General features: G+C 71.5%; 1 protein-coding gene. It reads right to left on the reverse strand.

What is annotated here, in order from left to right:
- Positions 1-26,805 carry a type I polyketide synthase gene (locus tag AC07FN_RS30860; protein WP_478398766.1) on the reverse strand — a complete coding sequence of 8,935 codons (26,805 nt, stop codon included), beginning with the start codon at positions 26,803-26,805 and terminating at the stop codon, positions 1-3.
- Positions 26,806-26,815 lie beyond the last annotated feature (10 nt).

The following is a 26,815-nucleotide window of genomic DNA, read 5'->3' on the forward strand; positions in this document are numbered from 1 at the left end:
TCAGCGGACTTTCGGGCACTCGTCGCGGTGCTCGAAATTCGTGGTGATCCAACCGTCCACGAGCGACGCGGTCTGCTCGGCGTAGCGGTCGATCATGGTGAAGTGGTCTCCCGGCACGAAGAGCACGTGGTCATCGGGCGCGGCGTCGGCGGACAGGTTCCGCGGGAAGTCGGGCGTTTCCCGCTCCGGGTGGACGAACAGCAGCGGTGTGGACACCGGGCCGGGCGTCCAGTCCTCGAACAGCCGCAGGTACGCGCCCATCGCGGTCAGCTGCGCCTGGTCGGTGCGCAGGTTCGGGAGCGTGCCGTCGAGCCGGTGGGCGACCCGGGCCATCTGCGCGAAGCAGCCGCCTCCCGGCGCGGGGCTGTCGAGCAGCACCAGTGCCGCCGGGGCGGCGCCTCGCTGTTCCAGCAATGCGGTGACGGCGTAGGCGAACCAGCCGCCTGACGAATAGCCGACGAGCACGACGGGTTCGCCACCGGCGCAGTCGAGGACCTTGTCGGCCTGCGTCTCGATGGCGGCGGTGAGCGTCGCGGGCAGCGGTTCGTCGTTCTGGTAGCCGGGGGTCGGCAGCACCTGGGCCGGCCGCTGGTCGCGGAACACCGACGCGAACCTGGCGAATTGGTAGGGGCTGGTCGGCGCGACGAGGGACGGGAAGCAGATCAGCCCCGGCCCGGTCCCGCCGCGCGTGAGCGCCACGGGCTCCACGGCCGCGCTCGGGTCTCCCGCTTCGAAGGTCGGGCGCAGCCGCGACATGATCTTCAGCAGCTCGATGCCCTCGTCGAACCGGTCCAGGTCGCCGAGCTGCCGGTAGGAGCGGACGAGTTCGTCGTCGACCGGGCCGGACTCTTCGCCGGAGCGCTGCCGCGGGGCCGGGCTTTCCGGGGTTTCCAGGGATTTCCGGAGGAATTCGGCCAGTTCGGCGGGGGTGGCGTGGTCGAAGACCAGCGTCGTCGGCAGGTGGCGGCCGGTGGCGGTGGCGAGCCGGTTGCGCAGCTCCACCGCGGTGAGGGAGTCGAAACCGAGCTCCAGGAACGGCCGGTCCGCGGTGATCGCCCCGGCGTCCCCGTGGCCCAGGACGACGGCGGCGCGGGAGCAGACCAGCTCCAGCAGGGTTCGGCGCTGCTCGGCCTCGGGCAGGCTCGCGAGCCGTTGGAGGAGCGCTTCGCGCTCCGGGCCGTTGCTGCGGCGAGCGTCCTGGGCACGGCGCCGGATGACCTCGCCGAACAGCGGCGGGAGCGCATCGCCGTGGGAGCGAAGGGCCTTGCCGTCGAGGCGGAGCGGCACGACGTGCGGATCGGGCAGGTCGCGGGCCGCGTCGAAGGCGGCCATGCCGTCACCGGGGCCGAAGGGCAGCACGCCGCCGGCGGCCATGCGGTCCCAGTCGGTGCTGGTGAGGTGCTCCGTCATGCCACTGGTGGTGTCCCAGGGGCCCCAGGCCAGGGACTGGGCGGGAAGTCCGCGGGCGTGGCGGTGCCGGGCGAAGGCGTCGAGGAAGGTGTTGGCGGCGGCGTAGTTGGCCTGGCCGGGGTTGCCGAGGATTCCCGCGGCGGACGAGTAGACGGTGAAGTACGCCAAGTCGTGGTGCCGGGTGGCGTGGTGCAGGTGCCACGTCGAGTCCACTTTGGATTCCAGCACTGCGGCGAGTTGTCCGGCGGTCAGCGCGTGGAGCGCGCTGTCGCGGAGCGCGCCGACGGTGTGGACGACGCCGGTCAGCGGGTGCTCGGCGGGGATGCCGTCGATCAGCTCGGCGAGTTGGCGGGGGTCGGTGGTGTCGCAGGCGGTGATGGTGACCTTCGCGCCCAGGGCGGTCAGCTCGTCGCGGAGGCTCTTGGCGTTGGGTGCGGCTGGGCCTTGGCGGCTGGCGAGGAGGAGGTGTGCGGGGTGTTGTCCGGCGAGGTGGCGGGCGAGGGTGGTGCCGAGTGAGCCGGTGCCGCCGGTGATGAGGATGGTGCCGCGCGGATCTGGTGTGGTGGGGATGGTGAGTGCGAGTTTGCCGGTGTGGCGGGCGTTGCTGAGGTGCCGGAAGGCCTCCGGGGCTCGCCGGATGTCCCACGCGGTCACCGGCAGCGGGCGGATGTGTTCTTGATCGAACAGCGTGGTGAGGTCGCCGAGCATGGTCTGGAGGCGGGCCGGGTCGACTTCGGTGAGGTCGAAGGCGTGGTAGCGCAACCCGGGGTGTTCGGCGGGGTCGCGGGGGTCGGTCTTGCCGAGTTCGACGAAGTGCCCGCCGGGTGTGAGCAGCTTCAGCGAGGCGTCGAGGAGTGCTCCGGTGAGGGAGTTGAGGACGACGTCCACAGCGGGGAACTGGGTTGCGAAGTCCGTGGTGCGGGACGAGGCGATGTGGTCCTCGGGGATGCCGAGTTCTCGTAGGGTTGCCCATTTGGTGGGGTGTGCGGTGGCGTAGATGCCGGCGCCGTAGTGCTGGAGCAGTTGGATGGCGGCCATGCCGACACCGCCTGCTGCGGCGTGCACGAGGACCTTCTGTCCTGGTTGGACCTGGGCCAGGCCGTGCAGCGCGTGATAGGCGGTGAGGAACACCGCGGGCGTGGCGGCGGCCTGGGCGAACGTCCAGTCCCGCGGTACGCGGGCGAGCAGCCGGTGGTCGGTGATCGCGAGCGGGCCCATCGCGCCGGGCAGGATGCCCCACACCCGGTCTCCGACCCGCAGACCGGTGACGTCGCCGGCGATCTCAGCGATGACGCCGGCACCTTCCGCGCCGAGCGGCGGGGTGCCGGGGTACATGCCGAGGGTGTTGAGGACGTCGCGGAAGTTCAGCCCGACGGCCCGCACCGCGACCCGGACCTGACCGGCTTCCAGCGGTCCTGCGACCTGCGGGAACGAGGCGAGGTGCAGGTTGTCGACGCTGCCGCGCTCGGTCACGTCCAGCCGCCACGCACGCCCCTCGGGCGGGGTGAGGACCTCCTGGGCACGGGTCAGACGCGGCACGAGCATCGCGTCACCCCGCACCGCGAGCTGCCACTCGCCGTGACGCAGCGCCATGCCGACGGCCCGCCCCAGCACATCGTCGAGATCGGCGCCGAGGTCGATGTCGACGAGCAGGATGCGATCGGGGTGCTCGTTCTGCGCCACGCGCAGCAGGCCCCACAGCGGGCCGGTGACCAGGTCCGGAACCTCTCCCGGCTGCGCCGCGACCGCGTTCCGGGTCAGCAGGACCAGCCGGGTCGATGCGAATTCCTCGCGGGCCAGCCACGACTGCACCAGATCCACCGCTTGCTGCGCCGTGCGCGCCACCGCGTCCGGAACACCGGAGTCGCGCCGCTCGTCGGTGCGGAAGTCGGCGACCAGCACATCCGGCACCGGCTGACGGCAGAGCTCGTCCAGGTCCGCGCCCGGTTCGATGCGCACCCACTGCGCCGCAGCGGCTTCCTCCGCGAGGCCGTGCGGTAGCCAGGAGAGGCGGAACAGCGGGTCGTGGGCTGGGCCGGTCACCGGGCGCAGGGTCAGCGAGTCGATACCGGCGACGAACCGGCCGCTGTCATCGGCGGTGACGACCTGCAGCGCATCGCCGGTCCGGCGCAGCCGAACCCGGATCCGGGTGGCGCCGCGGTGCGCGCGAACTCCCTTCCAGGAGAAGGGCAACCGGAGACCGGTGTCCCAACCGATCAGGAAGGCGGTGTGCAGAGCGGCGTCGAGCAGCGCCGGGTGAACGACCCAGTCGCCCCGGTGGTCCTCGTCGAGACCGACCTCGGCGTAGATGTCGTCCCCGTGTTGCCACGCGCTGCGCAGCCCTTGGAACGCGGGCCCGTACTCGAAGCCGTGGTCGGCCAGATCGTCGTAGAGACCGACGACGTCGACCGGGGTTGCACCGCGCGGCGGCCAGCTCTCGAAGACCGGTTCCTCGTCGGGGGATTCGCCTTGTGCGACGAGCGTTCCCGTGGCGTGGCAGACCCAGTCGTCGTCGCCGGACCGGGAGTGGATCGTGATGGCGTGGCGGCCCGACTCGTCGCAGGCGACGACGAGGTTCAGGGTGGCCTGATCGTCGCCGGACAGCGTCAACGGGCTCTGCAGGACCAGCTCGTCGACCTCGTGGCCGCCGAGGTACCCGGCCGCGAGCAGCGCCATCTCGGCGAACACCGTGCCGGGGAGGACCACTCGGCCCTGGACCACGTGCTCGGCCAGCCACGGGTGCGTCCGAGCGGAAACCCTGCCGGTGAACAGGATTTCGCCGGTGCCGGGCACGTCGGTGCGGGCCGTGAGCAGCGGATGCCCGGTGGCCGTCAGGCCGAGGTCGTCGGGATCGCCGGCGGACGAGCGCGGCGACAGCCAGAAGTCCTGGTGCTGGAAGGCGTAGGTGGGCAGGTCGATGTGCCGGGGATTCGGGAAGTGCGAGGTCCAGTCGACGGCGACGTGGTGGGTGTGCGCGAGCGCGACGTTGGTGAGCAGCTGGTGCACGCTGTCGTGGTCCCGGCGAAGGGTCGTGATGGTGATCGCGTCGGGGTGGTTGATGTGGTGGGTGAGCGTGGGGTGCGGGCTGGGTTCGAGGTAGACCCGATGTCCGGTGGTGTGGAGCCGGGTGGTGGTGTCGTGGAAGTTCACGGTGGTGGCGAGGTTGGTGTACCAGTAGTCGGCGTCGAGTCCGGTGGTGTCGAGTGCCTCGCCGGTGACGGTGGAGTGGAACGGGATTTCGCTGGTCTTCGGGGTGAGTCCGGCGAGTTGTTCCAGCAGCGGTTGCCGGAGGTCCTCGACGTGGTGGCTGTGGGAGGCGTAGTCCACGGGCAAGATTCGCGACCGGATTCCCCGTTCGCTCAGGGAACGGTGGAGATCGTGGATCGCGTCGGTGTCGCCGGAGAGGACGGTGGCGGCGGGGCTGTTGATCGCGGCGACCGAAACCCGTTCGTCGAGATGGGGCTTGAGGTCATCGACCGGGAGCGCGGCGGAGAGCATGCTGCCGTGTCCGGCGAGGTGGGTGCGGATCAGCTGTGATCGCAAGGCGACGACGCGTGCGGCCTGGTCGAGGTCGAGTGCGCCCGCGATGTGCGCGGCGGCGATTTCTCCTTGCGAGTGCCCGACGACGGCGGCGGGCCGGACCCCGTAGGACTGCCAGACCCTGGCCAGGGACACCATGACGGCGAACAGGGCCGGTTGGATGACATCCACTCGTTCCAAGGCGTCGCCGTCGCGGAGCAGGTCGGCTACGGACCAGTCCTGGTGCCGCGATAGCGCCTGATCGCATTCGGCCATGGCTGCGGCGAAAACGGGGTTGGTGTCGAGCAGTTGGTGGCCCATGCCGGGCCATTGGCCGCCCTGACCGGGGAAGACCATGACGATGCGGTCGGTGCTGCGAGTGGGGATCTGCGTCGGCCGGATGATGCCCGGTGCCTCGGTGCCACTGGCGAGATCGGCCAGGTGTCGCAGCAGGTTCTGGCGGTCCTCGCCGAGCAGGACGGCGCGGTGCGGGAAGTCACTGCGCTTGCTCAGAGCCGCCCCGACATCCACCGGTTCCCAGCCGTCCTGGCCGCTGAGGTGGGCGTGCAGGCGCTTCGCGTGCGCTTCGAGAGCCTCCGGCGTCTTGGCGGAAACCATCCACGGAACCAACGTGCTGCCGGCATCCCGGGTCTCGGCAGAACCGTCTCTTGTGGACTTGCCGAGTGATGGCTGTTCCAGGATGACGTGGGCGTTCGTGCCGGAGACGCCGAAGGACGACACGGCGGCCCGGCGAGGCCGGCCGGCATCCGGCCAGGGCTGAGGTCGCGATAGGAGAGCGACGGTGCCGTCGCTCCAGTCGACGTGCGTCGAAGGCGTCTCGGCGTGCAGCGTGGCGGGCAGTTCGTCGTGGTGGAGCGCCTGGACCATCTTGATGATCCCGGCGACGCCTGCGGCGGCTTGGGTGTGACCGATGTTGGACTTCAGCGACCCCAGCCACAGGGGGCGGTCCTTGGTGTGGTGCCGGCCGTAGGTGGCGAGAAGTGCCTGGGCCTCGATCGGATCGCCGAGAGCCGTCCCGGTTCCGTGCGCTTCGACGGTGTCGATGTCGGCGGGTGCGAGCCCGGCGTTGGCGAGCGCTTGCTGGATGACGCGTTCCTGCGACGGACCGTTGGGCGCGGTCAGGCCGTTGCTGGCGCCGTCCTGGTTGATCGCGCTGCCACGGATCACCGCCAGGACGCGGTGACCGTTGCGTTCGGCGTCGGAGAGCCGTTCCAGCACCACCACGCCAACGCCCTCGGAGAACACCGTGCCGTCCGCGCCGGATCCGAACGCCTTGCACTTGCCGTCCCGCGCCACGCCTTGCTGGCGGCTGAACTCCAGGAAGATGCCGGGCGTGGCCATCACTGTCGCGCCCCCGGCCAGGGCCAGGCCCGACTCGCCCGACCGCAGCGATTGGCACGCCAGGTGCATCGCCACCAGCGACGACGAGCACGCGGTGTCGACCGTGACCGCCGGGCCTTCCAGGCCGAGCGCGTAGGAGATGCGGCCCGACATGACGCTCGCGGTGTTTCCGGTCGCGACGAATCCCTCGAACTGCTCGTGGTCCTGGCGCAGCACGGCCGCGTAGTCCTGCCCGTTGGTGCCGGTGAACACGCCGGCGTTCGCGCCGCGGAGGGAGTCGGGGTCGATCCCGGCGTTCTCGACCGCTTCCCAGGTGGTTTCGAGCAGCAGCCGCTGCTGGGGGTCCATGGCGAGTGCTTCGCGCGGGCTGATGTTGAAGAAGGCCGCGTCGAATCCCGCCGGGTTGTCGAGGAATCCGCCGTGCCGCGAGTACGACTTCCCGACGGCGTCGGGGTCCGGGTCGAAGAGGGCGTCGAGGTTCCAGCCGCGGTTGGTGGGGAACCCGGTGATCGCGTCGGTGCCGGAACTCACCAGTTCCCACAGGTGCTCGGGCGTGTTCACGCCGCCGGGGAAGTGGCATGCCATGCCGACGATCGCGATCGGCTCGTCCGCCGCGGTCGTCCGTGACGCCGCCTGGACGGTCGACTGTGGACTTTCGGGAATCAGCTGGGACAGGACGAACGTCGCCAGCTGGGCGGGCGTCGGGTGGTCGTAGATGAGGGTGGTGGGGAGGGGCACCTGGGTGGTGGCGGTGAGCTGGTTGCGGAGCTGGATCGCGGTGACGGAGTCGTAGCCGAGCTGGTGGAAGGTGTGGTGGGTGGGGATGGCGTTGGGGTCGGAGTGGTTGAGGATCTCGGCGGTGTGGTGGGTGATGTGGTCGAGCAGGTGGGCGTGTCGATGCTGCTGCGGGAGCCCTTCGAGCTCTTGGCGGAGGGTGTTGGTGGGCCGGGTGCTTTCGGCGGCGGGGGCGAAGTGCGCGAGGAGCGGGCTGGGACGGGTGGCGGTGTAGGCGTCGTGGAACCGGTCCCAGTTGACGTCGGTGATGATCTGCGCGGTGTGCCGGTGGGTGAGGGCGGTGTGGAGGCCGTGCAGGGCGGTCTCGGGCGCCATGGGCTGGATGCCGTGGCGGATGCCGGTGTTGTGGATCTCGCCCATGCCCTGGTCGTGCCACAGGCCCCAGTTGATGCTGATCGTGTTGTGGCGGTGGTGTTCGGCGAACGCGGTGAGGTAGGCGTGCGCGGGCGAGTAGTTGCCCTGCCCGGGGGCGCCGAAGGTGGCGGCGATGGAGGAGAACAGGACGATCAGCGGGTCCTGGCGCCGGGTCAGTTCGTGGAGGTGGGCGGTGCTGTCGATGCGGTGGCGGAGGATGTGGGCGATCTGCTCGGGCCGGATGGTGTTGATGGTGGCGTCGTCGAGGGTGCCCGCGGTGTGGAACACCGCCGACAGCGGGAACTCCTCTGGCACGGATTCGAGCAGCTCCGCCACGGCGGCGCGATCGGTGACGTCGCAGCCGGCGATCGTGACGCGGCTGCCCAGTTCGGCCAGTTCCGCCCGGAGCTCGCGAGCGCCGGGCGCGTTCTCGCCGCGACGGCTGGCGAGCACGATGTTCGGTGCGCCCATCCTGGCCAGCCAGCGCGCCACCTGGCTTCCGATGCCGCCCGTGCCGCCGGTGACCAGGGTGGTGCCGGTCGGCTTCCACGGCGCGGTGCCGCTGCTGGGCTTGGGGGTGCGGGCGAGCCTCGCGGTGTGGGTGCCGGTCGGCCGGATGGCGGCTTGGTCCTGGGTCCGGTCGTGGAGGAGCGCGGCGAGCCGGGTGGCAGTGCGGTGGTCGGGCGTGTGGGGGAGGTCGATGAGCCCGCCCCAGCGGTGGGGGTGTTCGAGCGCGGTGACGCGGCCGATCCCCCAGACGGTGCTGTGCGCGGGATGGGTGAGCGGGTCGTGCGGACCGGTGGTGACGGCGCCCCGGGTGAGGCACCACAGCGGAGCGGTGACGTCGAGGTCGCCCAGGGCCTGGACGAGGGCCACGGTGGAGGTGACCGCGCGAACGGCGGTTTCGGCCGTTGTGTCCTCTGTGGATCCCTCGCCGGGGGCGGCGAGGAGCGAGATGATGCCGGCCAGTGGTGCGATGTCCTCGAGTTCACGGCGGATGAGCTCCGCGAAGGAGTCGCGGTCGAGCGGCTCGATGGCGTCGAGGACCAGTTCGTGCGCTTGCGCGCCGTGTGCGTTGATCGCGTCGGTCACGACTTGTGCCGCATCGGGCGGCGTGATGACGAGCCAGGTGCCGGTGAGGGTCGCGGCGGGCGGTTCGGGGAGCGCTTCCCAGGTGATGTCGTAGCGCCAGGTGTGGGCCGTGGTGTCGTGCCGTTGTTGGTCTCGCCAGGCGGCGAGCGCGGGCAGCGCGTCGCGGAGCGGTGTGGTCTCGTCGATGTCGAGGGCGGCGGCGAGTGCGGTCGCGTCGCGGCTCTCGACGGTCTCCCAGAACCCGGTGTCGTCCTGGGCTTCCGCTGCCGTCGCGTGGTCGGCGGCCGGTTCGAGCCAGAAGCGCTCGCGCTGGAAGGGATACGTGGGGAGCGCGACGCGTTCGCGGCCGGGCACGACCGCTTCCCAGACGATGGGTGTGCCGTGCGCCCACAGGTGAGCGGCGTTGGTCAGGAGCGTGTCCGTGCTGGGGTGGTCGCGGTGGAGGCTGGTCGCGGTGACGACATCGGCGGCGGTGGTGTTGATGTGGTGCGTGAGCGTGGGCTGCGGGCTGGGCTCCAGGTAGACGCGGTGCCCGGTGGTGTGGAGCCGGGTGATGGTGTCGTGGAAGTTCACCGTGGTGGCGAGGTTGGTGTACCAGTACTCGGCGCCGAGTCCGGTGGTGTCCAGCACATCGCCGGTGACGGTCGAGTGGAACGGGATTTCGGCTTCGTGGGGGGAGAGCCCGGCGAGTTGCTCCAGGAGCGGCTGCCGGAGGCTCTGGACGTGGTGGCTGTGGGACGCGTAGTCCACGGGCAGCAGCCGCGAACGGACGCCCTCGTCGGTCAGCGTGGCGTGGAGGTGGTGGATGGCGTCGATGTCGCCGGAGAGCACGGTGGCGGTGGGGCTGTTGATCGCGGCCACCGAGACCCGTTCGTCGAGGTAGGGCTTGAGGTCGTCGAGGGACAACGGGGCGGAGAGCATGCCGCCGTGTCCGGCCAGATGAGTGTGGATGAGCTGGGATCGCAGGGCGACGACGCGTGCGGCTTGGTCGAGTTCGAGTGCGCCGGCGATGTGCGCGGCGGCGATTTCTCCTTGGGAGTGACCGACGACGGCCGCCGGCTGAACTCCGAGTGCCTGCCACAGCCGGGCCAGGGAGACCATGACGGCGAACAGCGTCGGTTGGACGATGTCCACGCGTTCCAGGGAAGCCCCGTTGCGGAGCAGGTCGGTGACCGACCAGTCCTGGTACCTCGACAGCGCCTGGTCGCATTCGGCCATGGCGGCGGCGAACACCGGGCTGGTGTCGAGCAGTTGGCGGCCCATGCCGGGCCATTGGCCGCCCTGGCCGGGGAAGACCAGCACCACGCGGTCGGCATCGGCCGCCACGGGGTCCGCGTTGCGCACCAGGCGCGGCGACGATTCGCCACCGGCGAACGCGTGCAGCCGGGTCAGGAACTCGTCGGCGCTGCCGCCGAGCACCACGGCGCGGTATTCGAACGCGGCCCGGGTGGTGGCCAGCGACCACGCCACATCCGATGGATTCCAGTCGTCCTGATCGCGGAGGTAGGTGTGCAGGCGCGCCGCCTGGTCGCCCAGGGCGTCCGGTGTCTTGGCGGAAATCACCCACGGCACCAGCACATCGCCGAGCCCCTCGGTGGTGTCCACGAACACGACCTCACCAGAGACGTCCTTTGTGGACCCCATGGCCGGTTGTTCGAGGATGAGGTGCGCGTTGGTGCCGGAGACGCCGAAGGAGGAGACGGCGGCGCGGCGTGGCCGGTCGTTTTCCGGCCAGGGCTGGGGTTCGGTGAGCAGCGCGAGAGTGCCGCTGCTCCAGTCGATGTGCGCCGATGGTTCGTCGGCGTGCAGCGTGACGGGCAGCTCGTCGTGGTGGAGGGCCTGGATCATCTTGATGACGCCCGCGACGCCTGCCGCTGCTTGGGTGTGCCCGATGTTGGACTTCAGCGATCCCAGCCACAACGGTCGTTCGGCGCTGTGGTGCCGACCGTAGGTCGCCAGCAGCGCCTGGGCCTCGATCGGATCGCCCAGCGACGTCCCCGTGCCGTGTGCTTCGACGGCATCGACGTCGGCGGCCGTGAGCCCGGCGTTGGCCAGCGCCTGCAGGATCACGCGTTCCTGCGACGGGCCGTTCGGCGCACTGAGCCCGTTGCTGGTGCCGTCCTGGTTGACCGCGCTGCCGCGGATCACGGCCAGGACCTGGTGGCCGTTCCGCTCGGCATCGGAGAGGCGTTCCAGCACCACCACGCCCGCTCCTTCGGCCCAGCCGGTGCCGTCGGCGTCCGCGGAGAACGCCTTGCAGCGCCCGTCCTGCGCGAGCCCGCGCTGGCGGCTGAACTCGATGAACATCCCGGGAGTCGCCATGATCGTGGCCCCGCCGGCCAGCGCGAGCGCGGATTCGCCCGATCGCAGCGACTGGCACGCCAGGTGCATCGCCACCAGCGACGACGAGCACGCGGTGTCGACGGTCACCGCCGGTCCCTCCAGGCCCAGCAGGTAGGAGATCCGGCCGGACGCGACGCTGCCCGCGTTGCCGAGGTATCCCTCCGCCTCCGGCGGCGCCTGCCCGGCGAACCGGATCGCGTAGTCCTGGTACATCAGCCCGGTGAAGACACCGGTGGCACTGGTGCGCAGACCGGTCGGGTCGATTCCCGCGCGCTCCAACGCCTCCCAGGTGGTCTCCAGCAGGAGCCGCTGCTGCGGGTCCATGGCCAGCGCTTCGCGCGGGCTGATCCCGAAGAACGCCGGGTCGAACTGGTCGGCGTCGTGCAGGAACCCGCCGTGCCGGACGTACGACTTCCCCGACGCGTCGGGATCCGGGTCGAAGATCGCGTCCAGATCCCAGCCGCGACCGGTGGGGAAACCGGAGATCGCATCGGTCCCCGAGGCCACCAGCTCCCACAGGCGTTCCGGCGAATCCACGCCACCCGGCAGGCGGCAGGCCATGCCGACCACGGCGATCGGTTCGTCGGCGGCCGCGCGTGTCACCACCGCGCGCGAACGGCGGGTGAGCAGCTCGCCGTGCAGGAACGCGGCGAGCGCGCCGGGCGTGGGGTGGTCGAAGACGAGGGTGGTGGGCAGCCGCAGGCCGGTGGCCGCCCCGAGCCGGTTGCGCAGCTCCACCGCGGTGAGCGAGTCGAAGCCGAGCTCGGCGAACGCGCGGTCGGCGGGAATCCCCTCCGGGCTGCCGTGACCGAGCACGGTCGCGACGTTTTCGCGCACCAGAGCCACGAGGACGCGCATGCCGTCCTTTTCGGACATTCCGGCCAGCCGTCCCGCGAGGGAGCGGGAGTTGGTGCCCCGACGCCGGTGCGGAACCAGATCGCTCAGCAGCGGCGGCAGGGTGGACGACCGCGCAAAGGCGCGCAGCGCCCCGGTGTCCAGCCGCAGCGGCACCAAAGCAGGCAGTGCCGTGCCGCAGGCCGCGTCGAACAGCCGCATGCCTTCCTCGGGTTCGAGCGGGAGGACACCCGAGCGGACCAGGCGATCGCGGTCGGCGGCGGACAGGTGCTCGGTCATGCTCTGGCCGGTGTTCCACGTGCCCCACGCCAGGGAGCGGGCCGGAGCGCCGTGGGCGACCCGGTGCTGGGCGAGGGCGTCGAGGAAGGCGTTGGCCGCCGCGTAGTTGGCCTGGCCCGGAGCGCCGAAAACCCCGGCTGCGGACGAGAACAGCACGAACATCGCCAGGTCGTGGTCGCGAGTGGCCTGGTGCAGGTGCCACGCGGCGGTGACCTTCGGGGCCAGGACGGCCGCCAGCTGCTCCGGGCGCAGGGCGTGCACCGGCGCGTCGTCGAGGACACCGGCGGTGTGGATGACGCCGGTGAGGGGGTGCTCGGCCGGGACGTTGCCGAGGAGCTCCCGCACGGCATCGGCGTCGGTGAAGTCGCAGGCTGCGATGCTGACGCTCGCTCCCATGGCCTGCAGCTCGTCGTGGAGTTCGGCGGCTCCCGGTGCGGCTGGGCCCTGCCGGCTCGCCAGGAGCAGGTGCCCGGTGTGCCGTGCGGCGAGGTGTCTGGCGAGGGCGCTGCCGAGGCCGCCGGTGCCGCCCGTGATCAGAATGGTGCCGTTGCCGGGCAGGGCGACGTCGTCCTGCGGATCGATGGACGTCAAGCGCGGAGCGGCAATCGTGGTGCCGCGCAAGGCGATCTGCGGTTCGTCGTGCCGCAACGCGATTGCGATCGCCCGGTGCACCGCGTCGTCGTCACCGAGTCGATCGGTGTCGACGAGCAGGAAGCGGTCCGGGTGCTCGGTCTGCGCTGAGCGCAGCAGCCCCCACAACGCGGCGGCCGCCGGATCAGGAGCTTCGGACTCGTCGACCGCGACCGCGCCGCGGGTGAGCAGCACCAGTCGAGCGGCAGTGGTCTCGGCGCGGCTCAGGAAGTCCTGCACCGCTTCGAGGACCTGCAGGGTCAGCCGTTCCACCAGCTCCGGCGGGGCTTCGCCGTCGCCGGGAGCCCGGTGGTCGAGCAGGACGAGCTCCGGGAGTCCGGCGTTGTCGGCCGTTTCGGCCACGGGCGTCCAGGTGACCTGGAACAGGCCGCCCGGTGCTTCGGTCCGCACGGCGGGCAGCGGGCGCAGCGTCAACGACTCGACGGTCGCCACCAGACGGCCGGTGTCGTCCGCGGTGCTGATCCGGATGGTGTCGGCGCCGGTGCGGGTCATGCGGACACGCGCCGGTGCCGCACCGTGCTGGTGCAGGCGCACACCGGACCAGGAGTAGGGCACTCGGGGCTCGGCGTCCTCGGCCTGGCCGACGAACGCGGTGTGGAGGGCGGCGTCGAGCAGGGCTGGATGGACCGCCCACTCGCCCGCGCCGCGGAGGGCGTCAGCCCCGATCTCGGCGTAGACGCGATCGCCGAGCTGCCAGGCGGTGTGGAGCCCTTGGAACGCCGGGCCGTAGTCGAAGCCGTGCTCGGACACTGCGTCGTAGAGATCGCCGACGTCGATCGGTGTCGCGCCCGGCGGCGGCCACGCGGTGAACACGTCTTCTTCGTCGGCGAGCGCGTTTTCGAGAAGCACGCCCGTGGCATGGCGCGTCCAGGAACCGTCGCTCTCGTCCCTCGAATGCAGGCTCAAGGCGGGCTCGCCGGACGCGATGGTCAGATGCACGGTGAGCCGGCCGTCCACGGGCAGCACGAGCGGAGCGTGGAGGGTGAGCTCCTCGACGCCTTCGCATCCGAGCTGCGCGGCGGCATGCAGCGCCATGTCGAGGAACGCCGTGCCGGGGAGCAGGACCGTCCCATTCACCGCGTGATCGGCCAGCCACGGCTGCGTGTCGAGCGAGAAGCTCCCGGTGAACACGGTCTCCCCGGTGTCCGGCACCTCCGTCCGCGCGGCGAGCAGCGGGTGGCCCGTGCCCGTCAGCCCCAGCTGCGCCGGTTCGCCCGCGGCGCTGGGCACGGTCAGCCAGAAGTCCTCGCGCTGGAACGGATACGTGGGGAGCGCGATGTGCCGCTCGGTGGGCAGGACCTCGGCCCAGGCGATCGGCGTGCCGTGGGTCCAGAGGCGGGCGGCGTTGGCCAGCAGGGTGTCGATGTCGGACCGGTCGCGCTGCAGGGTGTTGGCGGTGATCGCGTCGGGGTGGTCGATGTGGTGGGTGAGCGTGGGGTGTGGGCTCGGTTCGAGGTACACCCGGTGCCCGGCGGCGTTCAGCCGGGTGATGGTGTCGTGGAAGTTCACGGTGGTGGCGAGGTTGGTGTACCAGTACTCGGCGCCGAGTCCGGTGGTGTCCAGCACGTCGCCGGTGACGGTGGAGTGGAACGGGATCTCGCTGGCCTGCGGGGTGAGTCCGGCCAGCTTTTCCAGCAGGTGCTGTTGGAGGGTGTGGACGTGGTGGCTGTGCGAGGCGTAGTCCACCGGTAGCAGCCGCGCGCGAATGCCCTGTTCGATCAGCACCGGGTGGAGACGGCGGATGGCGTCGGTGTCGCCGGAGAGCACGGTCGCGCTCGGGCCGTTGATCGCCGCGACCGAGACCCGCTCCGAGTCGAGGTACGGCTTGAGGTCGTCGACGGACAGTGCGGTGGAGAGCATGCTGCCGTGTCCGGCCAGGTGCGCGTGGATCAGCTGCGACCGCAACGCGATCACCCGGGCGGCCTGGTCGAGGTCGAGCGCGCCCGCGATGTGCGCGGCGGCGATCTCGCCTTGGGAATGGCCGACGACGGCGGCGGGCCGGACCCCGTAGGACTGCCAGACCCGGGCCAGGGACACCATGACGGCGAACAGCGCGGGCTGGATGACGTCCACCCGTTCCAGCTCGTCCCCGCTGCGCAGCAGCTCCGCGACCGACCAGTCCTGGTATCGCGATAGCGCTTGGTCGCACTCGTCGAGGGCGGCGGTGAAAACAGGGCTGGTGTCGAGCAGTTCGCGGCCCATGCCGGGCCATTGGCCGCCCTGGCCGGGGAAGACCAGCACCACGCGGTCCGGGTCCGGTGTCGCGGCCCCGGTACGTCGGACGATCCGGGGGGAGTCGCTGCCGCGGGACATGGTGTGGAGTTCCGCCAGCAGCTCGGCCCGGCCGCGCGCGAGGATCACGGCTCGGTGTTCGAGCGCGGCACGGGTGGTGGCCAGCGACCACGCCACCTTCGACGGGGTCCAGCCGGAATCGAGCGCCAAGCGACCGTGCAGTCGTTCTGCTTGTGCTGCAAGGGCTTCCGGACTTCGGGCGGAGATCACCCACGGAACGATGTCGTCACCGGTGCGATCCACCGTCGTGATCTCGGGCGAACCGGGCCCTGAATTGTCCTGTGTGGACTCCCGTTGTTCGAGGATGAGGTGTGCGTTGGTGCCGGAGACGCCGAAGGCGGAGACGGCGGCGCGGCGTGGCCGCTCGGTTTCCGGCCACGGCTGCGGCTCGGTGAGCAGCGCGAGAGTGCCGCTGCTCCAGTCGATGTGCGGTGAGGGCTCGTCGGCGTGCAGCGTCGCGGGCAGTTCGCGGTGCTGGAGTGCCTGGACCATCTTGATGACGCCCGCAACGCCTGCGGCGGCTTGGGTGTGGCCGGTGTTGGACTTCAGCGAGCCCAACCACAACGGGCGTTCGGTGGTGTGGTGCTGCCCGTAGGTGGCGAGGAGCGCCTGAGCTTCGATGGGGTCGCCCAGCGAGGTCCCGGTGCCGTGGGCCTCGACCACGTCGATGTCCGATGGGGTGAGCCCCGCGTTCGCGAGCGCCTGGTGGATGACGCGTTCCTGCGATGGTCCGTTGGGTGCGGTGAGCCCGTTGCTGGCGCCGTCCTGGTTGACCGCGCTGCCGCGGATCACCGCCAGGACGTGATGCCCGTTGCGCTTGGCGTCCGACAAGCGTTCCAGCACGATGACGCCGGCGCCTTCGGCCCAGCCGGTGCCGTCGGCGTTGGCGGAGAACGCCTTGCAACGCCCGTCTTTCGCCAGGCCGCGTTGGCGGCTGAATTCGATGAAGATCCCGGGCGATGCCATGACGGTCACTCCGCCTGCCAGGGCGAGCGTCGATTCCCCGGATCGCAGCGATTGGCAGGCGAGGTGCATGGCCACCAGCGAGGACGAGCAGGCGGTGTCCACGGTGACCGCCGGCCCCTCCAACCCGAAGGTGTAGGAAATGCGGCCAGAGGCGACGCTGCCCGCGCTGCCGTTGCCGAGGAACCCTTCCAGCTCCCCGAGCGAACGACCGGCCAGCCGGGTGGCGTAGTCCTGGTACATCATGCCCAGGAACACCCCGGCGCTGGTACCGCGCAGCGCCTCGGGGTCGATCCCGGCGCGTTCGAGCGCTTCCCAGGTGGTCTCCAGCAGCAGCCGCTGCTGCGGGTCCATCGCCAGCGCTTCGCGCGGGCTGATCCCGAAGAACGCGGCGTCGAAAGCCGCCGGGGAGTCCAGGAATCCGCCGTGCCGGGCGTAGGACTTGCCGACCGCGCCCGGGTCCGGGTCGAAGAGGTCGTCCAGGTTCCAGCCGCGGTCGGCGGGGAATCCGGAGACGGCGTCGGTGCCGGAGCTCACCAGCTCCCACAGCTCGTCCGGCGAGCTCACGTTCCCGGGGAGCCGGCACGCCATGCCGACGATCGCCACCGGTTCGGCGTCGGAGCCCCGGGACGCGACGACGGTGCGCCGGGTGCCCGCGTTCGTCAGGACGCCCTGGATGTGCTCGGCCAGCCGGGCGGGAGTCGGGTGGTCGAAGACGGCGGTGGTCGGCAGGCTCAGCCCGGTGGCGGCCATGAGGCGGCTGCGCAGCTCGACGGCGGTGAGCGAGTCGAAACCGAGCTCCAGGAACTGCTTGTCGCCCGGGATGTCCTGGCTCCCGCCGTGGCCGAGCACGGCGGCGGCCTGGCCGCGCACGAGATCCAGCACCGCGCGCGCCCGCTCATGTTCCGGCAGGTTCGCCAGCCGGTGGATGGGCGCTTCCGTCTTCCGGCGCCGCTGCGGGACCAGCTCCTGCAACAGCGGCGGAACGCCTCGGGTTCGGGCGTGGACGCGCAGGCTCGTCATGTCCAGCCCGAGCGGCACGAGGTAGGGCAGCGGCGTGCGGCACGCGTCGTCGAACAGGCGAAGCCCCTCATCGAGGTCGAACGCCCGCAGGCCCGCGCGTTCCGCTGCGGTCCGGGCGAGCTGCCCCGCCATGCCCTCCGGCGAGGCCCACGCGCCCCACGCGAGGGACTGAGCCGGCAGGCCGTGGGCCCACCGGTACTCGGCGAGTGCGTCGAGGAAGGAGTTCGCGGCGGCGTAGTTCGCCTGCCCCGGGTTCCCGAGCACAGCGCCCGCGGAGGAGAACAGCACGAAGAGAGCGAGGTCGTGGCCGAGCGTGGCTCGGTGCAGGTTCCACGCGGCGTCCACCTTGGGCCGCAGCACCGAGGTCAACTGCTCCTCGCGCAGGGCGTGGACGGGTGCGTCGTCGAGCACGCCCGCCGTGTGGATGACGCCGGTCAGCGGCTCATCGTCGGGAATGCCGCCCAGGAGCCGGTCCAGGGCCTCGGGATCGGTGACATCGCAGGCCACGATGTCGGCCGACGCGCCCAGCTCGCGGCCGAGCGCCTCGGCTCCGGGGGCGGCAGGACCCTGCCTGCTGACGAGCAGCAGACGCCCGGTGTGCCGGGCGGCCAGGTGCCGGGCCAGGGCGCTGCCGAGGGCGCCCGTGCCGCCGGTGATGAGGATCGTGCCGTTCGGGTCCGGCGCGGCCGCCTCGCCGGGCTCCGGCGCGGGCCGCAAGCGCGGCACGAACATCGCACCGTCGCGGACCGCGATCTGCGGCTCGTCGTGGTGCAGCGCGTCGGAGATCGCCTGCTCCACGGCCTCGTTCTCCGACGCGGCATCCACGTCGAGAAGGAGGATGCGGCCGGGGTGTTCGTTCTGCGCCGGGCGCAAGAGACCCCACACCGCCGCCGCGGCCGGATCGGGGACGTCACCCGGGTGCACCGCCACCGCGCCCTCGGTGAGCAGCGCGAGGTGGGCGGACGACTCCCGGGCGAGCCACGACTGCACTTGCGCGAGCGCCTCGTGCGTCAATCTCGTTGCCGCGCAAGCAACATCGTCGTCCGTCGACCGGAAGTCCAGGACCACGACCTCGGAGTCCGGGGCCAACTCGTCGCCGGGGCGGTGGAACGCGCATCGCTGGGTCGCAGTGGCGGAGTTCCACGTGCGCGGGGACCAGGCCAGCTGGAACAGGCTGCCCTGCCGGTCGGGATCGACCGGCATCGTCAGCTGCCGCAGGGCCAGGGATTCGATCGCGGCGACGGGCTGTCCGGTTTCGTCGGCGAGGTCGACGCGCAGGCTTTCAGGACCGGTGCGGCGCAGGTGCACCCGCAGCCGCGAGGTTCCGACGTGGTGGAAGCGGACACCGCTCCAGGAGAAGGGCAGTGCGCCTTCGCCGTCTTCGGCGAGGAACGCGGTGTGCAGGGCCGCGTCCAGCAGCGCCGGGTGGATGCCCCACGTGCCCGTGCCTTGGTCCTCCGGAAGCGCGACCTCGGAGTAGAGGTCGTCGCCGAGCCGCCAGGCGGAGTGGAGCCCCTGGAAGGCGGGCCCGTAGTCGAAGCCGAGGTCGGCGAGGCGGTCGTAGAGATCGCCGACGTCGATCGGCTCCGCCTCCGCCGGCGGCCAGCTGGTGAGGTCCGGTTCCGGCGCCGGATCGATCGCACCGAGGGTTCCGGCGGCGTGGCTGGTCCACGGCCCGTCGTCGCGACGGGAGAACACGTTCAGCGCGGAACGGCCGGTGTCGCCGTCCGGTTTGACGGTCAGGCGCAGCGTGATGTGGTCGTGCCGGGGAAGCGGGAGTGCAGTGTGGACGGTGAGGTCTTCGAGCTCCTGGTCCAGTTCCGCGGCGGCGTGGACGGCCATGTCGAGGAAGGCCGCGCCGGGCAGCAGCACGGTGCCCTGCACGGCGTGGTCGGCCAGCCAGGGGTGGGTGTCGAGCGAGACCCGACCGGTGAAGACGATCTCGTCGGTGTCCGGCGACTCGACCCGGGCCGGGAGCAGCGGGTGCGCCGCGGTGGTCATGCCCAGGTGCTCCGCCGCGCCACCGGGCGGCGCTTCCAGCCAGAAGCGCTGGCGCTGGAACGCGTAGGTGGGCAGGTCGAGGACCCGGCCTTGCGGCAGCAGCGCCGCCCAGCGGGGCGACAGGCCGGTGGTGTGGGCGCGGGCGAGGGCGTCGAGGTACGCGGTGGCGTCGTCGGTGCCGGCCTGCAGGGTGGGGTGTGCGGGCGTGTCGCGAGCGGACCGGGCGAGGGTGGTGAGGGTGGCGTCGGGCCCCAGCTCCAGGTGGTGCGTGACGGCGTGGTTCTCGTGCAGCCAGGTGAGCGCCGGGTGGAAGCGGACCGGCCGGCGGATCTGCCGGGCCCAGTAGCCCGGGGTGGCGATGTCGTCGGTGGGGGTCCCGGTGACGGTCGAGACGATCGGGATCGCCGGCGGGTGGTAGGTCAGCTGCTCGGCGATCCGCACCAGCTCGTCGACGAGCGGATCGCAGTGCGCGGAGTGGAACGCCCGGCTGGTGTGCAGTTCCCGGACCGTGCGGCCCCGGCCGCGCCAGTGGTCGGCGATGGCCCGCACCGGGCCGGGGTCGCCGGAGATGACGGTGGACCGGGGCGCGTTGATCGCGGCGATGCCGACGCCGCTGCGCGGGTCGAGGAGCTCGGGATGCGCCTCGGTGAGCTCGTCCTCACCGGCCTGGATCCCGGCCATCACACCGGTGCCGGGCAGGGTGTGCATCAGCCGGGCCCGCCCGGCCAGCAGTGCCGCCGCGTCCGGCAGGGAGAACACCCCGGCCAGGTGGGCGGCTGTCAGCTCGCCGACGGAGTGGCCGATGAGGTGGTCCGGGGTGATGCCGTGGTGTTCCAGCAACCGGAACAGCGCCACTTGCAGCACGAACAGCGCGGGCTGCGCGACGAGCGTCTGCTCGACCTCTTCGTCCCGGCCGTGGAACACGATCTCCGACAGCGGCCGGTCCAGTCCCAGCAGCCGGTCCAGGTGCGCGCACGCCTCGTCCCAGGCCTGCGCGAACACCGGGAACGCCTGGTGCAGCCCGCGGCCCATGCCGGGCCGCTGGCTTCCCTGGCCGGACAACAACATCGCGGCGCTCGGATCGCCCACCGCGATACCGCGCACGACACCGGGGTCCTGTCCGGCGCAGGCGATGGACTCCAGCCCGGCCAGCAATTCCTCGCGGTCGCCGCCCAAGACCGCTGCCCGGCAGTCAAAGCTCGCCCGCGAGCTCAGCGACGAGCCGACCGCCTGCGGTGTCCAGTCGGCGTCCTCCCGGAGACGAGCGAGCAGCCGCGCCGCCTGTTCCTGAAGCGCTTCGGGGCTCTGCGTGGAGACGATCCACGGAACGGGGAGCGATGATTCGTCCTGTGCGGACTCTTCTTGCGGTGCCTGCTCGATGATCAGGTGGGCGTTGGTGCCGGAGACGCCGAAGGAGGACACGGCGGCGCGGCGGGGCTGGTCGCCTTCGGGCCACGGCTGCGCTTCGGTGAGCAGCGCGACCCTGCCACTGCTCCAGTCGACGTGTGGTGACGGTTCGCCGGCGTGCAGCGTGGCGGGCAGTTCTTCGTGGTGCAGGGCCTGGATCATCTTGATGACGCCCGCGACGCCCGCGGCGGCCTGGCTGTGGCCGATGTTGGACTTCAGCGATCCCAGCCACAAGGGCTTCTCGGCGGTGTGGTGCTGTCCGTAGGTCGCCAGCACGGCTTGGGCCTCGACGGGGTCGCCCAACGACGTCCCGGTGCCGTGCGCTTCGACCACGTCGACGTCGGCCGGGCGGAGCCCCGCGTTGGCCAGCGCCTGCAGGATCACGCGTTCCTGCGATGGCCCGTTGGGTGCGGTGAGCCCGTTGCTCGCGCCGTCCTGATTCACCGCGCTACCGCGCACCAGCGCCAGCACGCGGTGGCCGTTTCGCCGGGCGTCGGAGAGCCGCTCCAGCACCACCACGCCTGCGCCTTCGGCCCAGCTCGTCCCGTCCGCAGCCGCGGCGAAGGACTTGCAGCGGCCGTCCTGCGCGAGCCCGCGCTGACGGCTGAACTCCACGAACACCGTGGGCGTGGACATGACCGTGGCGCCGCCGGCCAGGGCGAGGGTCGATTCGCCGGCGCGGAGGGACTGGCAGGCCAGGTGGATCGTGACCAGGGACGACGAGCAGGCGGTGTCGACGGTGATGGCGGGGCCCTGCAGCCCGAAGGTGTAGGCGATGCGGCCGGAGGCGATGCTGCCCGCGCTGCCGTTGCCCACGTAGCCCTCGAACTCCGGCGGGATGTGGTGGACCAGCCGGGCCCCGTAGTCCTGGTACATGATCCCGGTGAACACGCCGGTGCTGGTGGTGCGGAGGGCTCGCGGGTCGATGCCCGCGCGTTCGAGCGCTTCCCACGACGTTTCGAGCAGCAGCCGCTGCTGCGGGTCGATCGCGGCCGCCTCGCGGGGGCTGATGTTGAAGGGCGCGGGGTCGAACCGGTCGGCCTCGTGGAGGAATCCGCCGTGGCGGGTGTAGCTGGTGCCGGGGTTGTCCGGGTCGGGGTCGAAGAGGGTGGCGAGGTTCCAGCCGCGGTTGGTGGGGAAGCCGGTGATGGCATCGGTGCCGGAGGCGACCAGCTGCCACAGCTCGTCCGGCGAGTGCACGCCGCCGGGCAGGCGGCACGCCATGCCGACGATCGCGATGGGCTCGTCGGTGGCGGCGGTGCGGGCGGGCGCGGCGGCGGCCTGCCGAGCTCGGGGGAGGAGCTGGCGGTCCAGGTAGGTGGCGAGCGCTTCCGGGGTGGGGTGGTCGAAGGCGAGGGTGGTGGGGAGTTGCAGGCCGGCGGCGGTGGCGAGCCGGTTGCGCAGTTCGACCGAGGTGAGGGAGTCGAACCCGAGGTCCAGGAACGGACCGTCGGCGGGAATCGCGGCCGCACCGGCATGGCCCAGCACCGCCGCCGCCTGCGTCCGGACCAGATCCAGCAGGGCCTTGTGCCGCTGCCGGTCGGGCATGGCCGCGAGCTGCTGGGTGAGTGCGCCGGATTGGCCGGCGGTGCGCCGGGACACCAGTTCGCTGAACAGCGGCGGGAGGGACGCCGAGCGCGAGTAGCGCCTGAGCGCCGCGCGGTCCAGGTCCAGGGGCACCGGATTCGGCCGCGCAGAACGAAGTGCGCCGTCGAACAGCGCGAGACCGTCGGCCTCCGCCAGCGGCATGACCCCGGCCCGGGTGAGGCGTTCCACGTCGCCCCGGTCCAGGCCGCTCGTCATGCCGTCGCTGGTGTTCCAGGGGCCCCAGGCGAGGGAATGCGCGGGTTGCCCGTTGGCATGGCGGTGTTGGGCCAGCGCGTCGAGGAAGGTGTTGGCGGCGGCGTAGTTGGCCTGGCCGGGATTGCCGAAGATCCCCGCGATGGACGAGTAGAGGACGAAGAACGCCAGGTCGTGGTGCTGCGTGGCGACGTGGAGGTGCCAGGCTGAGTCCACTTTGGATTTTAGAACGGCGGCGAGCTGTTCAGGTGTGAGCGCGTGGACCGGGCTGTCGTCGAGAACTCCGGCGGTGTGGACGACGCCGATCAACGGTCGTTCGGCGGGGACGTCGTCGATCAGGTCGGAGAGCTGGTGCGGGTCGGTGACGTCGCAGGCGGCGATGGTGACCGCCGCGCCGAGTTCGTCCTGAAGTGCTTGGGCGTTGGGGGCGGCCGGGCCTTGGCGGCTGGCCAGGAGGAGGTGGCAGTCGGGGTGCTGTGCGGCGAGGTGCCGGGCCAGTGCGCCGCCGAGGGCGCCAGTGCCGCCGGTGATGAGCACGGTCCCGCCGGAGAGCTCCACTGATCCGGTCGCCGGTGCTGAGGCCGTCAACCGCGGCACGAACACCGCGTCGCCTCGCGCGGCGAGCTGCGGTTCATCGTGGCTCACGGCCGTGGCGATCAACCGCTCGACGGTACCGGCGTCGGCGCCGGAATCGACGTCGACCAGCAGGATCCGGCCCGGGTGCTCGGACTGGGCGGACCGCAGCAGCCCCCACAGCGGCGCGGTCGCCAGATCCGGGGCCTCGTCGGCGCTGACGGCGACCGCACGATCGGTGAGCACCACCAGCAGCTCACCGGCCGTTTCGCCCTCGCGCAGCCAGTTCTGGACGCGGACCAACAGCTCGTCGGCCAGCCGCCCGGCCAGCGCCGGGATGTCTTCGTCCGCGTCGGCCCCGGTGTTCCGGTAGTCGAGCAGCACGACATCGGCGTCGAGATCGGCCGCCCGGTCGTCGGCGATCGGCAGCCAGTCGAGCTCGAACAGGCGGCCCGATTCGGCGCGCCGCGGCGCCCCGGCCAGCGGCCGCAGCGTCAGCGACTCGACCTCCACCACCGGATGCCCGGACTCGTCCGCGGCGTTGATCCGCACCGCGTCGGCGCCGGTGCGGGACGTCCGCACCCGCAGTCGCGACGGGCACCGGCCCCGAAGCCGGACGTCCGCCCACGAGAACGGCAGCCGGATCCGGTCGTCGTCGCCGCTCCAGTCCAGCAGGAACGTGGTGTGCAGGACCCCGTCGAACAGCGCCGGGTGCACCGCCCACTCCCGGGTGTCGAGCTGCTCGGAGAGTTCGATCTCGGCGAAGACCTCGCCATCGCGTTCCCAGGCGGCGTGCAGCCCCCGGAAGGCCGGGCCGTAGTCGAATCCGAGGTCGGTCAGCCGGTCGTAGAGGTCGGCGGTGCCAACGGGAATCGCGCCTTCCGGCGGCCACGACGCGAACGCGTCGTCCGCGTGCGGGACGTCGTCGGGCACGAGGGTGCCGGTGGCGTGGCGCGTCCAGAACTCCTCGGGATGGACCTCGTCGGCCGAGACGTCCTGCGACCGGCAGTAGAGGGTGAACGTCCGCCGGCCGGAGTCGCCGTCGGCGGTGATGGCCATGTGCAGCGCGACGTGCCCGTGGTCGGGCAGCGCGAGCGGCGCGTGGATGCTCAGGTCGGCGAGCCGGCACCCGACCTGCGCGGCGGCGTGGAGCGACATGTCGAGGAACGCGGTTCCGGGGAGCAGGACGTTGTTCTGCACGGTGTGGTCGGCGAGCCAGGGGTGGGCGTCGAGCGAGATCCGCCCGGTGAGGATCGTTTCGCCGGTGTGGGGTGTGGTGATCCGTGCGGTGAGGAAGGGATGGCCGGTGGTGGCCATGCCGAGTTGTTCGGGCCGTTCGGTGGTCGGCGGGTTGAGCCAGAAGCGCTGGCGCTGGAACGCGTAGGTCGGCAGGTCGAGCGTCCGGGCCGGTGGCAGGAGCGCGGCCCAGTCGGGGCTGAGCCCGGTGGTGTGCGCGCTGACGAGCGCGGTGAGATACGCGGTGGTGTCGTCGGTGCCGGGATTCAGCGTGGCGTAGCCCGGTGTGTCGTGGGTGGTGCCCGCCAGGGTGGTCAGGGTGGTGTCGGGTCCTAGTTCCAGGTGGTGGGTGACGCCGTGGTTCTGGTGGAGCCAGGCGAGAGCGGGTGCGAAGCGCACGGGCTGGCGTACTTGGCGGGCCCAGTAGGCCGGGGTGGTGATGTCGTCGGTGGGGTTTCCGGTGACGGTGGAGATGATCGGGATCTTCGGTGGGTGGTAGGTCAGCTGGTCGGCGGTGTGTTCCAGTTCGTTGAGGATGGGCTCGCAGTGGGGTGAGTGGAAGGCGCGGCTGGTGTGCAGCTCTCGGGTGGTGCGGCCCTGGTTCCGCCAGTGTTCGGTGAGGGCTCGCACGGGATCGGGGTCGCCGGAGATGACGGTGGACTGCGGGGTGTTGATCGCGGCGATGGACACGCCGCTGTGCGGGTCCAGGAGCTCGGGATGAGCGTCGGTGAGCTCGCGTTCGCCGGCGTTGATGCTGGCCATGACGCCGTGTGGGGGGAGGTTTTGCATCAGGCGGGCGCGGGTGGCCAGCAAGACGGCCGCGTCTGCCAGGGTGAGTATTCCGGCGAGGTGGGCGGCGGTGAGTTCGCCGATGGAGTGGCCGATGAGGTAGTCGGGCCGGATCCCGTGGTGTTCGAGTAGTCGGAACAGGGCGACTTGCAGTGCGAACAGCGCAGGTTGCGCGATGAGTGTCTGCTCGACCTCATCGGGTTGCCCGTGGAAGACGATGTCGGTGAGTGGCCGGTCCAGTCCGAGCAGCGGGTCGAGGTGCGAGCATGCTTCGTCCCAGGCTTGCGCGAAGGCCGGGTACGTCTCGTGCAGGCCGTGTCCCATGCCAGGCCGCTGGCTGCCCTGCCCGGACAGCAGCATGGCCACGCGGCTGCGGCGGCTGCTTGCCAGACCGCGGGTGATCCCGTCCCGCCCCCGGGCCAGATCATCGAGACCGGACAGCAGTTCCCGGCGATCACCGACGATCGCAGCCCGGTGCGGGAAGTGGGTGCGGGTGGTGGCCAGCGACCGGGCCACCTCGACAGGCGCCCAGTCATCCCGTTCGCCGAGGCCGGAAAGCAGTCGTTCTGCTTGCGATGCGAGAGCTTCCGGTGTCTTCGCGGAGATCACCCACGGCACCGGGCCGTCGGAGGTTCCCCCGGCGACCTCGGCGTCCTGTGTGGACTCGTCTCCTGATGCCTGTTCGAGGATGAGGTGGGCGTTGGTGCCCGAAACGCCGAAGGAGGAGACGGCGGCGCGGCGCGGACGCTCGGCCTCGGGCCACGCCTGCGGCTCGGTAAGCAGCGCGAGGCTGCCGCTGCTCCAGTCGACGTGGGGAGAGGGCACCTCGGCGTGCAGGGTGGAAGGCAGCCGGCCGTGCTGGAGGGCCTGCACCATCTTGATGACGCCCGCCACCCCGGACGCGGCCTGGGTGTGGCCGATGTTGGACTTCAGCGATGCCAGCCACACCGGCCGCTCGGAACTGTGGTGCTGGCCGTAGGTCGCCAGCAACGCCTGCGCCTCGATGGGATCGCCCAACGACGTCCCGGTGCCGTGGGCCTCCACCGCGTCGACATCGGCCGGGGTGAGTCCGGCGTTGGCGAGCGCTTGCTGGATGACGCGTTCCTGCGACGGACCGTTGGGCGCGGTCAGGCCGTTGCTGGCGCCGTCCTGGTTGATCGCGCTGCCGCGGATCACGGCCAGCACGCGGTGGCCGTTGCGCACGGCCTCCGACAGCCGCTCCAGCACGACGATACCGACGCCTTCGGCCCAGCTCGTTCCGTCGGCGTCGGCGGAGAACGCCTTGCAGCGCCCGTCCCGAGCCAGCCCGCGCTGGCGGCTGAATTCGATGAACGGGGTCGGCGTCGCCATGATCGTGACGCCGCCCGCCAGCGCGAGGGTCGATTCGCCCGACCGCAGCGATTGGCACGCCAGGTGCATCGCCACCAGCGACGACGAGCACGCGGTGTCCACTGTGACCGCCGGGCCTTCCAGCCCGAGGGTGTAGGACACGCGGCCGGACGCGATGCTGCCCGCGCTGCCGTGGCCGAGGTACCCCTCGAACTCCTCCGGGATGCACAGCGCGAGGCGACCGCCGTAATCCTGGTAGTTCACGCCTGCGAACACACCGGTCCGGCTGCCCTGCAGCGTCGCCGGAGCGATCCCGGCGTGCTCCAGGGCCTCCCACGACGTCTCCAGCAGCAGCCGCTGCTGCGGGTCGATCGCCACCGCTTCGCGGGGGCTGATGCCGAAGAACGCGGCATCGAACTCGTCGGCCTCGTGCAGGAAGCCGCCGTGGCGGGCGTAGGACTTCCCGGCGGCATCGGGATCGGGGTCGAACAGCGCGTCCAGGTCCCAGCCGCGGTTGACCGGGAAGCCGGAGATCGCGTCCGCGCCGGAGCTCACCAGCCGCCAGAGCTGCTCCGGTGAGCGGACGCCGCCCGGCAGCCGGCACGCCATGCCGACGATCGCCACCGGTTCCTTGGCGGCCGCTGTGACCTGCTGGTGCCGTTGGCGCAGCGACTCGTTCTCCTTGAGCGACAGCCGCAGCGCTTCGACGAGCTTGTCCCGTGAGGTTTCCATTTCGGTCCCT

The organism is Saccharopolyspora sp. NPDC045941, from assembly GCF_056431445.1.